Source organism: Paraburkholderia sp. EG286B, assembly GCF_040965655.1.
Classification (GTDB): Bacteria; Pseudomonadota; Gammaproteobacteria; order Burkholderiales; family Burkholderiaceae; genus Paraburkholderia.
Genome location: NZ_JBFRCF010000009.1, coordinates 371759 through 384707, shown reverse-complemented (window position 1 = coordinate 384707; position 12949 = coordinate 371759). Strand labels below are relative to the sequence as shown.

The window sequence follows — 12949 nt, the reverse complement described above, 5'->3', positions numbered from 1 at the left end:
CTGGTCCCACCCCTTCCCATCCCGAACAGGACCGTGAAACAGCTCCACGCCGATGATAGTGCGGATTGCCCGTGTGAAAGTAGGTAATCGTCAGGCTCCTTATGCTGTAACGTCCAGAACCCCGGTGTCTCCGAAAGAGCACCGGGGTTCTGGCGTTTACACTTTAGAAGCAGCAAACAAAAAAGCCGTCCAGTGGACGGCTTTTTGCATTAACCCGCTCGCGCAACGCAAGCGCAGGCTTATTGCGCCGCTTTCTGCACAGCTGCTGCGACCGCGGCGTCCTTCGCCAAAGCAACCTCTTCTGCGACGTCCGCAAGCTGCTCTTGAGTCAGCTCTTCAAGCAGCGCCAGGTCGCGCTCGATGACTTGCGGCAGATGCGCGCGCAGGAATTCCACCCACGTCTTGGTTTTTGCGTCGACGAATTTGCGCGACGGATAGAGTGCGTACACGTTCGTCTTTTGCAGCTTGTGCTGCGGCAGCACGCGCACGAGCGTACCGTTATGCAATCCTTCTATTGCCGCGTAGACCGGCAGCATCCCGATCCCCATGCCCTCGCGTATCGCCACAGCGAGCGATTCCGCAATATTCACCTGCACCGGCCCGTCCACTTGCATCTCGACACTGCCTTCGGGCCCCTCGAGCGTCCACTCATGGGCCGGGAACGCCGGCGATTTGAGAATCAGACAGTCGTGATGCGACAGATCGGCGGGTGTGCGCGGCGCACCGTGCGTATGCACATACCCGGGCGACGCGCACAGAATGCTGTACGTCGAACCCAGCTGATGCGAAACGAGATCGGAATTCGGCAGCGATGACGCCGTGACCACCGAGACGTCGCTGCTGCCCTCGAAGAGATCCGGCATGCGTTGCGAGAGCGTCAGCTCGACAGTGACTTCGGGATGCAGTGCGCGATAGCGCGAGATCGCCGGCAGCACGTACTGCTGACCAATACTCGCGAAGCTGTGCATGCGCAGCGCTCCGACCGGGCGTTCGTGCGCGCAGCTCGCTTCTTCTTCCGCGCTATCGACATCCGCGAGAATCTGCGAGCAGCGCTTGAGATACCGCTCGCCGGCGGGCGTGAGCGCAAGCCGGCGTGTCGAGCGGTTGAGCAGACGGGTGCGCAAATGCGCTTCGAGTTCCGACACTGCGCGCGACATCGCGCCGGTCGTCGAGTCCAGCGACTGAGCCGCGGCCGTGAAGCTGCCCGCTTCCACGACGCGCACGAACACCCGCATGTTTTGTAACGTATCCATCAGACCTTCTTAACCTTCTTGTTCGGTACAGAAACGATATTGTCCGCCTGTCGGGGCACGCCATTGTTGAGTGATCTGGAACGGAGGTTCCCCACGCGTCCCATTAATACGGCGCAATGACGCTCCTACAATCGGCCCCTGTCTTCGAAACAGCCCGAGCGTTTGTCATGAGCCGCCAGCCTGCGATACATCGAGCGTTCGACTCGCGTCGGCGCGCGGAGATCATATGGCGCGCCGCCAGACGGGCGTTGCGCGACTGGCAGGCCAGCGACGGCGCGATCTGGATTCATCTGCTGAAAACGGTCGCGGCCGGCTTGCTTGCCATGGGCGTTTCCATGCTGCTGGACCTGCCGCAGCCGCGCATCGCGATGACGACGGTGTTCGTGCTGATGCAGCCGCTCTCGGGCATGGTGTTCGCCAAGAGCTTTTATCGCATCGTCGGCACTGCGGTGGGAATGGTCGCGGCGGTCGTGCTGGGCGCCGTGTTCGTCCAGCAGCCCGAACTCTACATACTCGGGATGACGGGGTGGGTAGCCGTATGTACGGCCGCCGCCATGAGGAATCGCCATTTTCGCTGGTACGGTTTCGTGCTTGCCGGCTACACGGCAGCGCTGATCGGCATTCCGCTCGTGCTGCAGCCCAACGGTCTCTTTCTCGCCGCACTTGGTCGCGGCGCCGAAGTGGCCGTTGGCATTCTTTGCTCGGGCATGGTCAGCGCGGTGATCGTGCCCCGGCAGTCGGGCTCGCTGCTCGATCGCACCCTGCGCTCACGCTATCTCAATTTTACTGCGTTCGCTGCGGCGGTGTTGGCTGGACGGCTCGAAAGGGGCGCATTCGAAGGGCGATTTGCGAGTCTCGTCGACGATGTCGTCGGCTTCGAGGCCACGCGCGCTTTCTCATCTTTCGAAGATCCGACGATGCGCTCGCGCAGCGGCCTGCTTTCGCGCCTGAATTCCGAATTCATGGATGCCTGCGCGCGGCTGCACGCGCTGCGTCAGTTGCTCAAAAGACTGCATTGGAGCGACGCGGCGATCGCACCGCTCGCGCCGTATTTCAGCGAGCTAGCCGCGCTGCTCGCACAGCGGCCGAGCCGCAACGAAAGCGATCGCGCTTATGCGCGGCGGCTCGCCGACGGACTCGAAGCCTTCCAGCGCACGCTGCCGCGTCATGTGCGCGAGACGCGGCGGCCGCTCGAACACGCGCTGCCCGATGCGCTGCCCGACTTCGACACCTCGGCCGAACTCATCTATCGCTTCACGACCGAGATCGTGCGCTACAGCCGCTCGTGGGCCTCGCTCATGGAGGCGCGTCCTGCACAGGAGCCGCGCGCCGCGCGCTACGTGCCCCGCACGAGCTGGTACGTGGTGGCGTTCACCTTTGTGCGCACCGCCGTGGTGGTGGCGGCGCTGGGCTGGTTCTGGGTCGAGACCGACTGGCCGAGCGGCGGCCTCGCGATGATCGCGGCCGCGCTCACGTGCGCGCTCACGTCGTCGTCGCCGAACGCATCGCGCATGGCCGTGCAGATGGCGGTCGGCGCGGGCTTTGCCGCCGTGACGGGCTATCTCTTCACCTGCTACGTCTATCCCAATGTCGATGGCTTTCCGCTGCTCTGCGCGACACTCGTTCCGGTGCTCGCCATCGGCGCTTTTCTCGCCACGCGCTCGCGAATAGCGGGCTATGGCGTCGGTTTCTCGGTGTTCTTCTGCCTGCTGGCTGGCCCGGACAACGTGATCGTCTACACGCCGGATCTGCTGGTCAACAACGGCATCGCTGTCGTTGCCGCGATGCTGGTCGCTTCGCTCGCTTTCGCGGTGGTGTTTCCGCCGCACATGAACTGGCTCGTCGAGCGCATGTGCGTGTCGTTGCGCGGACAGGTCGTGCTGGCTTGCCATGGGGAACTGGATGGCCTCGGGCAGCGCTTCCAGTCCGGTACGCACGATCTGATGCATCAGTTGAGGCTCTTGCTGAACGGGCGCCGCCAGGCGCACCGGCGTGCGCTGCGCTGGATGCTCGTGACGCTCGAAGTCGGGCACGCCGTGGTCGATCTGCGCAACGAGGCGCACGCGGCAGCCTGGCTCGACCGTCATGACGCGCGCTGGCCTGCGGCTCTCGCGCGCGTTCAGGAGGACATCGCGCACCTTTTCGAGAACCCGGACGGGGTCGCGCTCGACCACGCGCTCAGCGCTGTGCGCGCGGCGACCTGGATCGCCCAGGAGGCGCTCGCCACTGTGCATCACGAGCGGGAACGGCGGCACGAGACGCAACGGCTGCTGAGTCATCTGCACTTCATCCGCAGCGCGCTGCTCGACCGCGACGCGCCGCTCGGGCCGCTGGCGCGCCGCCCACGCCGTACGCTGGCGCCGCGCAGATCGTTGAAAACACAATGAAAATGCGGGCCCCGCGCGATCTTGCTGCAGTCTGGAAATATGCCTTCCACCCCGCCTCCTTAATCTATTCGACCCTGAGTCATACAGTCACATCACTGCTTCGCAGTACCCGTTAGCACTGGAGAGTAAAATGAAGTCCCTGAAGATCGCTGTTGTTGCCTGTTCGCTGTTTGCCGCCGCCGCTGCTTATGCACAGAACGAAGCACCGGCAGCGAGCGTCCCCCAGCAGGTTGCGCAGTCCGCTGCCCCGCAGGTAGCGCAAGCGCCCGCCCACCGCGAAATCGTAAAGCCGGCAAAGAAGGATGAATGCGTCGGCCCGGTCAGCTTCTGCAATATTTATTTCGGTAGCTGAGATCGAGAGCACGCCAGCCATGTGCAGGCGCACGCTGAAATCTTGTGCCGCGACGCCTTCAAAAGGGCGCCGCGGCTTTGCGCATTGTGGCTGCACGAAACACTGCAACAGTGTTTTGTGAAACCCGCAGTGCACGACCGCCGATGCAAGACCTGAAAATAGGCACCAGGCGATCAGAGAGTTTGTGGAGACTTTGATGTACGAAGACCGTATTCGTTGTGCCGCCTTGCGCGGGAAAATCACTTCGGCCGCCGAGGCGGCCCAACTCGTGCGCAACGGCATGCGCGTCGGCGCGAGCGGCTTTACGCGCGCGGGCGACACGAAGGCCGTGCCGCTCGAACTGGCGCGCCGTGCGCGCGAAGAGAAAGAACCGCTGCGCATTACGCTGATGACGGGCGCCTCGCTCGGCCACGACGTCGATCGCATGCTGACCGAAGCGGGTGTGCTCGAGCGCCGTCTGCCGTTCCAGGTGGACGCCACGCTGCGCAAGGCGATCAACCGCGGCGAAGTGATGTTCGTCGACCAGCATCTTTCGGAAACCGTCGAGATGCTGCGCGCGAACCTGCTCGGGAAACTCGATCTCGCGATCATCGAAGCCGCCGCGATCACGGAAACCGGTGCGATCGTGCCGACCACGTCGGTCGGCAATTCGGCGAGCTTCGCGATTCTCGCGGAGAAAGTGATCGTCGAGATCAATCTCGCGCAGCCGCTCGCGCTCGAAGGCCTGCACGACGTGTGGATTCCCGGCCGCCGCCCGCATCGCGATCCGCTGCCGATCGTCCGTCCGCAGGACCGCGTGGGTACGACCGCCATCGAGATTCCGCCCGAGAAGATCGCCGCCATCGTCATCACGAACGAGTCGGACAGCCCCTCGACCGTGCTCCCCGCCGATGAAGAAACCGCGCGCATTGCCGGCCACCTCATCGAATTCCTGCAGCATGAAGTGAAGCACGGCCGCATGAGCGCACAACTGCCGCCGCTGCAGGCCGGCATCGGCACGATCGCGAACGCGGTGCTTTCGGGTTTCGTGGATTCACCGTTCGACGCGCTTACGATGTACTCCGAAGTATTGCAGGACTCGACGTTCGATCTGATCGATTCCGGCAAGATGGTATTCGCCTCGGGCGCCTCGATGACGCTTTCCGCGCAACGCCAGGCGCAGGTGCTCGCCGAACTCGACCGCTATCGCGACAAGCTCGTGCTGCGTCCGCAGGAAGTGAGCAACCATCCGGAAGTGATTCGCCGCCTCGGTTTGATCGCGCTGAACACCGCGCTCGAATGCGACATCTACGGCAATGTGAATTCCACGCACGTGGGCGGCACGCACATGATGAACGGCATTGGCGGCTCGGGCGATTTCGCGCGCAATGCGTCGTGCGCGATCTTCGCGACCAAGGCGATTGCGAAGGACGGCCGCATTTCCAGCATCGTGCCGATGGTGCCGCACGTCGATCACAACGAGCACGACGTGGACGTGATCGTCACCGAGCAGGGCCTGGCCGATCTGCGTGGACTCGCGCCGCGCGAACGTGCGAACCTCGTGATCGAGCGTTGCGCGCATCCGCTGTATCGCGACCTGCTGCGCGACTACTACCGCGACGCACTCAGGATCGGCGGCCAGACGCCGCACGATCTCGCGCGCGCATATGAAATGCATCTGCGTTTCAATCAAACGGGTTCGATGCTGCCCGAAGCGACGGGCGGACTCGCTGCGAACGCATAAGGCCGAAGGCGCTCGCGTACCAGAAGCACACAAAACAAAACGGGAGCACCGGCAACGGTGCTCCCGTTTTTCATTGATAGCGTGAATTCGCTACGCTCGTCGCACGAGACGGATGATGAAGAGCAGAATGACCGCGCCGACAATGGCGGTAATGATCGAACTGATGATGCCGGCGCCGATATGAATGCCGAGCACGCCGGCAAGCCAACCGCCGATGAACGCGCCGACAATGCCGACGATGATATCGACGAACAATCCGAAGCCGCCGCCTTTGACAAGAACGCCAGCGAGCCAGCCTGCGATTGCGCCGATGATGAGCCAGGCAATGATGCCGTGTTGCATATGAATGGACTCCCCTTGTTGGCGTGAAAGAATCACGGTGAGTGGAGCTTAGTCCAAGGGCGAATACGCGTCCATGAAACGCGGCCAGAATTAACAGTTGTTGAAAACTGCCGCCGATAGTTTTAAAAAGCGCAACGAATCAGAAATGTATTCGTAAGGAATGCCGGCCGATGCCGTGCGCACCCCTCATTCGGGTGCGATTTCGGGTTCCGCGGCGGTCCAGCTTATGCTCGAAACGCCTTTCTCCATGCTCAGGCGGTTCGCCAGGAGCTCCAGCTTCGACTGGTACTTCGGATGGAGGCGCATCGTCGCCGTCACGCGCAGGCGCGGCGGATCGCCAGCCAGGTCCTCGCTCGTGAGGCTTTGGAACGAAAGCGGGGTGGAGTACAGAGAGTTCGAAAGCAACGTGCGGATATGGATTTCATCCTCTTCGCGGCAAACCACCGTAAGCACATAAGCGCGCACGAGATCCGCATTCGAAACGGGCGATGCGTTGATGATGCGGCTCACCTCGCGCAGCACGGTATTCGTGAGCAGCACGACGACGGTGCCGGCCACCGCCGGGGCATAGTGGCCCGCTCCGCACAGCACGCCCACGGCCGCCGAGCACCATAGCGTTGCCGCGGTATTGATGCCCTGAATCGAGCCCTTCTCGCGCATGATGACGCCGCCGCCCAGAAAGCCCACGCCAGAGACGACATAGGCCGCGATTTGCGTCACGCCGGTCGAGCCATTGCCGGTCAGCACGCCGAGCGTGACGAACAAACATGCGCCGCTTGCGACGAGCGTGATCGTGCGCAGACCGGCCGTGCGTTGGCGAATCTGGCGTTCGAGGCCGATGGCGACGCCGCAGGCGAACGCCGCGAGAAGGCGCAGGGCGAATTCGAGAGTCATCGTTTTGTCATGAAAACACAGGGCGGCCGCACGTCATGCGGCTCTCGCGCAAGGCGTGGCGGGTGCATGGCGGTACGCCCCGGGGGCCCGTGGATCATACGCGGGACGGGGCTTTGCGCCAAGCTGTCCGCGCTGCCATGTTCGAGTCAGGATCAGGCCACGGCTCGTGGGCGAAACTACTCTCATTCGTATGGAGATGGGAAGGCAGGCCGAATGAACGGGAGTTTCTGATGGATACGCTGCGCAATATGCGGGTCTTCGTGCGAGTGGTGGAGTCGGGCAGCTTCACGCGCGCTGCGGCGAGCGAAACGATGACGACGGCGCAGGTCTCGCGCGCGGTCACCGATCTGGAGTCGCGGCTGCGCACGCGGCTGCTTAACCGGACTACGCGGCGCATGTCGCTGACCGAAGCCGGCGAGCGCTACTTTCAGAGCTGCAAGCGCATTCTTGCCGACATCGAGCAGGCCGAGGCCGAAGCCGCCGCTGCGCATGCGAACCCGGCAGGCAAACTGCGAGTGTACGGCGGCACGAGTTTCGGGCAGCACTATGTCATGCCGCTCATCGCGCGTTATCAGCAGCATTTGCCGGAGGTCTCGGTCGATCTCACCATCGCGCAGCAGATGCCGGACATCATCGAGGAGGGCTTCGACGTGGCGGTCGTGGTGGCCGCCGAACTCGAGGACTCCGCGCTGATCTCCCAGCATCTGGGCAGCACCGCTGCCATTCTCTGCGCTTCGCCTGCGTACTTGCGCACGCGCGGCGAGCCGCAATCGTTCGATGACCTCGAAGCGCATACCTGTCTGCACCTGACCGATGCGAGCCTGCCCGCCGGCCAATGGGTTTCCGAGGGACCGCTTGGCGAGACCTTCCGGCATACGGGCGTGACGCCGTTCCAGGTGAACAATCCCGAAGCGCTTGCGCTCGCCATACGCGAAGGCATGGGCATTGGCCCGCTGCCGGTGCCGGTTGCGCTGCCCGGTCTCGCCGACGGCACGCTGGTGCGCGTGCTGCCCACGCACACCCTGCAAAAGCTCAACATCTACGCGCTGTACGCTTCGCGTCGCTATCTGGATGCGAAGATCCGCACCTTCGTCGAGTTTCTGCGCGAGAAGGTGCCGCTCGTCCTTGCCGAGCAGGAGGCTGCGCTCGCCACCTGCGACGAGCCGCTTCGCGAAGTGGATGCACACGCGGGCCCGCGAGGCACGCGTGCGCGCAGCGGCCGCGGTCACAACACGCACGACCTGGAGCGCCTGCGCCTTGTGAACTGAAGCAGTTAAAGAAGTCTTCGCGAAGCGCGAGTCTGTTACGGCGCGTTTCGCGGCTGCGGATTTCCGGCGCTTCGCGACGCTACAGCGCCGGTCTAGCTGCGTTCCCGTGCGCTTTCGCGCGTCTCGCGCATTGCCTGTCAATTTCGCCATATTGGCGACAGCGACCTGCCACCGCCATTGCCTATGATGCGGCACCCGCGGGATGAATGTGTCCCCGTCTCAACCCCTCGCCTGAGTTGTCCGAAACACTGACATGTGGATTGTCAATCTCGCGCTGAAGCGACCGTACACGTTCATCGTGATGGCCATCCTGATCGTGCTGGCCACGCCGTTCGTGCTCATGTCGATGGCCACCGACGTGCTGCCCAACATCAACATCCCGGTCATCAGCATCATCTGGTCGTATAACGGCTTCTCCGCGAAGGACATGGCCGATCGCATCACCTCGGTCAACGAGCGCAGCCTCACGACCACGGTGAGCAATATCGAGCACATCGAGTCGCAGTCGCTGCCCGGCATCGCCATCATCAAGCTGTTCCTGCAGCCGGGCGCGAGCCTGCAAACCGCGATCGCGCAGGCCGTTGCATCGGAACAGGCGCAGGTGAAGCAGATGCCGCCCGGTGCGACGCCCCCGCTCGTCATCAGCTATTCGGCCTCGAGCATTCCGGTGATCCAGCTCGGCCTCTCCAGCAAGTCGATGAGCGAGCAGGCGCTCGCCGACGTCGCGATGAACTTCCTGCGCCCGCAACTCATTACGATTCCCGGCGCGCAGGTGCCTTACCCGTATGGCGGCAAGACGCGCGTGATTTCCGTGGACATCGACACGCGCGCGCTCATTTCAAAGGGCCTCACGCCTGCCGATATCGTCAATGCCGTCAACGCGCAGAACCTGATCTTGCCGACGGGCACGGCCAAGCTCGGGCAGACCGAATATCGTGTGGACACCAATGCATCGCCCGCTACGCTGGCCGGGCTGAACCGCATTCCCGTGCAGACGGTGAACGGCGCGACCACGTATCTCGGCGACGTGGCGCACGTGCGCGACGGCTTCACGCCGCAGACCAACGTCGTGCGCCAGGACGGCCAGCGCGGCGTGCTGATGTCGATCCTAAAGAGCGGCGATGCCTCGACGCTGCAGGTGGTGGGCGCACTGAAGGACCTGCTGCCGAAGGCGCGCGACACGCTGCCCGCCGACCTCGTCGTCAAGCCGCTCTTCGATCAGTCCGTCTTCGTTTCCGCCGCCGTGCAGGGCGTGGTGCGCGAAGCGCTGATCGCGGCCGCGCTCACGGCGGCGATGATCCTGCTCTTTCTCGGCAACTGGCGCAGCACGCTCATCATCGCGGTATCGATCCCGCTGTCGATTCTCTCGTCGATCATCGCGCTCTATGCGCTGGGCGAGACCATCAACATCATGACGCTCGGCGGCCTTGCGCTCGCGGTCGGCATCCTGGTCGACGACGCCACGGTCACGATCGAAAACATCGAACGGCACCTGCATCTGGGCGCGAAACTGCACGACGGCATTCTCGAAGGCGCGGGCGAAATCGCGGTGCCCGCACTCGTCTCGACGCTGTGTATCTGTATCGTGTTCGTGCCGATGTTCTTCCTCACCGGCGTGGCGCGTTTCCTGTTCGTGCCGCTCGCGGAAGCCGTGGTGTTCGCGATGATTGCGTCGTACATCCTCTCGCGCACACTGGTGCCGACGCTCGCCATGCTGCTCTTCGAGGGCCACGATCCCACCGCGCATGCGCAGCGCGCTCAGGGCTCGCTCTTTGCGCGCATTCACTGGCGTTTCAATCATGCGTTCGAGCGCGTGCGCGCCAATTACATCGCGCTGTTGAGTCTGTTGCTCGCGCGCCGCAAGTTCTTTGGCGGCACCTTCCTCGCGTTTTGCCTGCTGTCGCTCGTCCTCGTGTTTTTCCTCGGCCGCGACTTCTTTCCTTCGGTCGATGCGGGCAATATTCGTTTGCACATGCGTGCGCCAACGGGTTTTCGCATCGAGGAAACCGCGCGCCTGGCCGACCAGGTAGAGCAGGTGGTGCGCGAAGTCGTGCCGCCCGATCAACTCGAAACGATCGTCGACAACCTCGGGCTGCCCTATAGCGGCATCAACCTCTCGTACAGCAACGCGGGGACGATGGGCACGCTCGACGGCGAAATCCAGATCGCGCTGAAGCCCGATCACGATCCCTCGCGCATTTATATCGACAAGCTGCGGACCTTGCTGCCGCAACGCTTCCCGGGCGTGGAGTTCTTCTTCCAGCCCGCGGACATCATCACGCAGATTCTGAACTTTGGTCAGCCCGCGGCGATCGACGTGCAGGTCGTGGGCGCGAACCTGAACCAGGACATGGCGCTTGCGAGCACGCTGCTCAAGCAGGTGCGGCAACTGCCGGGCGCTGTCGATGCGCACATCGAGCAGCGTAACGACGAGCCCGCGCTCACGCTTGCCATGGACCGCACGCGTATGCAGCAGTTGAACCTGAGTCCGCAAAACGTTGCGCAGGACGTGCTGATCGCGCTCTCGGGCAGCACGCAGACTTCGCCCGCGTTCTGGGTGAGCCCGCAAAACGGCGTGGAATATCCGCTCACGGTGCAAACGCCGCAGTATCGCGAGACCTCGATGAACGAGGTGATGGGCACGCCCGTTTCCGCGCGCGCGACGAATCCCAATGCGCCGCTGCAACTCGTGAGCAACCTCGTGCAGCTCGAGCCGCACGGCGGGCCGGCCATCGTCACGCACTACAACATCCGTCCCGTGATCGATCTGCTCGTGAGCGTGGAGGGCAGCGACCTGGGCTCCGTGGGCGTGAACATCAACGACATCATCCGGCATGTGCAGGCGCACGCGCCGCGCGGCACGACCATCACCATGCGCGGGCAGATCGGCACGATGCGTTCGTCGTACGTGGGTCTGGGCGTCGGCATCGCGATGGCGGTGGTGCTCGTGTATCTGCTGATCGTCGTGAACTTCCAGTCGTGGGCCGATCCGCTCATCATCATCAGTGCGCTGCCCGCCGCGCTCGCGGGCATTGCGTGGATGCTCTTCATCACCGGCACGCACCTGAGCGTGCCCGCGCTCACCGGCGCGATCATGACCGTGGGCGTCGCGACCGCGAACAGTATTCTCGTGGTCTCGTTCGCGCGGCAGCGTCTCGCCGCCGGCGCGTCGCCGCTCGCCGCCGCACTCGAAGCGGGCGCCACCCGCATACGCCCCGTGCTGATGACAGCGTTCGCCATGATGATCGGCATGGTGCCGATGGCGCTCGGCCTCGGCGAAGGCGCGGAGCAGAATGCGCCGCTCGGGCGCGCGGTGATCGGCGGCCTGCTGTTCGCGACGGTCTCCACGCTATTGTTCGTACCCCTGATGTTTGCGACCGTGCATACCCGGCTCGCCTACCGCGCCGCCGCGAAGCGCGAGCGCGAGGCGCAGCGCCGCGGTACGCGAGGCGATACCCGTTAAGTCACTATGGCCGAAGACATGAACGAACCTCACCACCATTCATCGCTCGACATCACCGTGGGTAGCGAGCAGGGCATGGACCTGCCGGCGCGCGGCCAGGCGGGCAGGCGCGCACGTTTTGCGCTGATCGTGGTCGCGCTGCTGCTGGCCGCGGGCGCCACGCGCACGATCGTGTCGAATCTCATGAACGCCCACCATCTGGCCGACGTAACGAAGCAGAACGCGAAGCAGTACGTGAGCGTCGTGCAACCGGTGGCCGCGGGCGCGGACGGCCGCATCGTGCTGCCTGGCACGCTGCGCGGCTTTGTCGAAGCGCCGATCTACTCGCGCGCGAACGGCTACGTGCGGCGCTGGTACGCCGATATCGGCGCGCACGTGCAACAAGGGCAGTTGCTCGCCGAGATCGATACGCCCGAGATCGATCAGGAACTCGCCCAGGCGCAGGCGCAGCGCGATCAGGCCGCCTCGACGCTCGCGCTCGCGAAGACCTCGTTCGATCGGGCGCAGCAATTGCGCCAGCGCGATGCGGTCTCGCAGCAGGAACTCGACGACCGCCAGGGCGCCTTCAACACGGACCAGGCGAATCTTGCCGCCGCCGATGCGAACGTGCGCCGCCTCACGGAGATGAAGTCGTTCCAGCGCATCGTCGCGCCGATCACGGGCATCATCACGCAGCGCAACGTCGATATCGGCGACCTCGTGAACGCGGGCAACGGCGGGGCGGGTCATGCGCTCTTTTCGATTGCGCAGTCGGACCCGCTGCGCCTCTACCTCGACGTACCGCAGACCTACGCGCAGCAGGTGGCGGTCGGCCAGCACGTGAGCGTGACCGAGCAGGAGCTGCCGGGCGTGACGTTCGACGGCACCGTCACACGCACGGCGCAGGCCATCAACGTGGCCACGCGCACGCTGGAAGCGGAAATCTCGCTACCCAATCACGACGGCAAGCTGCTGCCCGGGGCCTACGTGCAGGCCGCCTTGCAGACCGACGCGAAGGGCCTGCTCACGGTGCCGGGCAACACGCTGCTGTTCCGCTCGGAAGGCCCGCGTCTTGCAGTCGTCGATGCGGATGGCAAGATCAAGCTCAAGGCGGTGGAAATCGCGCAGGACCTCGGGCAGACGCTCGAGATCAGCCGCGGGTTGGCGCCGACCGATCGCGTCGTGCTCAACCCGAGCGACTCGATCGCGGATGGCGACAGCGTCGTCGTGGTCGCGCCGAACAAGACCGAGGCGGCGCACGAGGCCGCCAGGCGGAGCGCGACGTGAC

9 protein-coding genes are annotated in these 12949 nt (G+C 64.1%); 6 read left to right on the top strand and 3 right to left on the bottom strand.

The window, feature by feature from the left end:
* Positions 1-239: 239 nt before the first annotated feature.
* Entirely contained in the window at positions 240-1253 is a 1014-nt protein-coding gene (locus AB4Y42_RS21915) for a LysR family transcriptional regulator (protein ID WP_368689588.1), read from the bottom strand.
* Between the two features lie 167 nt (positions 1254-1420).
* On the opposite strand from AB4Y42_RS21915, the gene AB4Y42_RS21910 reads away from it, so the two are divergent.
* The 3 genes from AB4Y42_RS21910 (at position 1421) to AB4Y42_RS21900 (ending at position 5715) form a co-directional block, all read left to right on the top strand.
* The gene (locus AB4Y42_RS21910) at positions 1421-3640 is read left to right on the top strand and encodes an FUSC family protein (RefSeq protein WP_368695316.1); all 2220 of its coding nucleotides are present in this window, start codon (positions 1421-1423) and stop codon (positions 3638-3640) included.
* Between the two features lie 130 nt (positions 3641-3770).
* Positions 3771-3992: a hypothetical protein gene (locus AB4Y42_RS21905; RefSeq protein ID WP_028205643.1), complete on the top strand. Its 222-nt coding sequence runs from the start codon at positions 3771-3773 to the stop codon at positions 3990-3992.
* A 196-nt stretch (positions 3993-4188) separates the two neighbouring features.
* Complete coding sequence (locus tag AB4Y42_RS21900; RefSeq protein ID WP_368689590.1) at positions 4189-5715, top strand: acetyl-CoA hydrolase/transferase family protein; 1527 nt, start codon at positions 4189-4191, stop codon at positions 5713-5715.
* A gap of 90 nt (positions 5716-5805) precedes the next feature.
* Here AB4Y42_RS21900 and AB4Y42_RS21895 read toward each other — a convergent pair whose 3' ends face one another.
* Positions 5806-6057 carry a GlsB/YeaQ/YmgE family stress response membrane protein gene (locus AB4Y42_RS21895; protein WP_042265070.1) on the bottom strand — a complete coding sequence of 84 codons (252 nt, stop codon included), beginning with the start codon at positions 6055-6057 and terminating at the stop codon, positions 5806-5808.
* 186 nt (positions 6058-6243) lie between these two features.
* On the bottom strand, positions 6244-6951 hold the full coding sequence (locus AB4Y42_RS21890) for an MgtC/SapB family protein (RefSeq protein ID WP_342922475.1): 708 nt from the start codon (positions 6949-6951) through the stop codon (positions 6244-6246).
* Positions 6952-7181: 230 nt separating this feature from the next.
* Between AB4Y42_RS21890 and AB4Y42_RS21885 the strand changes: the two genes are divergently transcribed.
* The 3 genes from AB4Y42_RS21885 to AB4Y42_RS21875 all read left to right on the top strand — a co-directional run bounded on the left by AB4Y42_RS21885 (position 7182) and on the right by AB4Y42_RS21875 (position 12948).
* The gene (locus AB4Y42_RS21885; protein WP_368689591.1) at positions 7182-8219 is read left to right on the top strand and encodes a LysR family transcriptional regulator; all 1038 of its coding nucleotides are present in this window, start codon (positions 7182-7184) and stop codon (positions 8217-8219) included.
* 253 nt (positions 8220-8472) lie between these two features.
* Complete coding sequence (locus tag AB4Y42_RS21880; RefSeq protein WP_368695315.1) at positions 8473-11682, top strand: efflux RND transporter permease subunit; 3210 nt, start codon at positions 8473-8475, stop codon at positions 11680-11682.
* Positions 11683-11700: 18 nt separating this feature from the next.
* Complete coding sequence (locus tag AB4Y42_RS21875) at positions 11701-12948, top strand: efflux RND transporter periplasmic adaptor subunit (protein WP_368695314.1); 1248 nt, start codon at positions 11701-11703, stop codon at positions 12946-12948.
* The last annotated feature ends 1 nt before the right edge of the window (position 12949 follow it).

Coding starts and splice junctions, on each gene's coding strand:
- AB4Y42_RS21915 (WP_368689588.1), bottom strand. CDS start 1,253: ATGGATACGTTACAAAACATGCGGGTGTTCGTGCGCGTCGTGGAAGCG.
- AB4Y42_RS21910 (WP_368695316.1), top strand. CDS start 1,421: ATGAGCCGCCAGCCTGCGATACATCGAGCGTTCGACTCGCGTCGGCGC.
- AB4Y42_RS21905 (WP_028205643.1), top strand. CDS start 3,771: ATGAAGTCCCTGAAGATCGCTGTTGTTGCCTGTTCGCTGTTTGCCGCC.
- AB4Y42_RS21900 (WP_368689590.1), top strand. CDS start 4,189: ATGTACGAAGACCGTATTCGTTGTGCCGCCTTGCGCGGGAAAATCACT.
- AB4Y42_RS21895 (WP_042265070.1), bottom strand. CDS start 6,057: ATGCAACACGGCATCATTGCCTGGCTCATCATCGGCGCAATCGCAGGC.
- AB4Y42_RS21890 (WP_342922475.1), bottom strand. CDS start 6,951: ATGACTCTCGAATTCGCCCTGCGCCTTCTCGCGGCGTTCGCCTGCGGC.
- AB4Y42_RS21885 (WP_368689591.1), top strand. CDS start 7,182: ATGGATACGCTGCGCAATATGCGGGTCTTCGTGCGAGTGGTGGAGTCG.
- AB4Y42_RS21880 (WP_368695315.1), top strand. CDS start 8,473: ATGTGGATTGTCAATCTCGCGCTGAAGCGACCGTACACGTTCATCGTG.
- AB4Y42_RS21875 (WP_368695314.1), top strand. CDS start 11,701: ATGAACGAACCTCACCACCATTCATCGCTCGACATCACCGTGGGTAGC.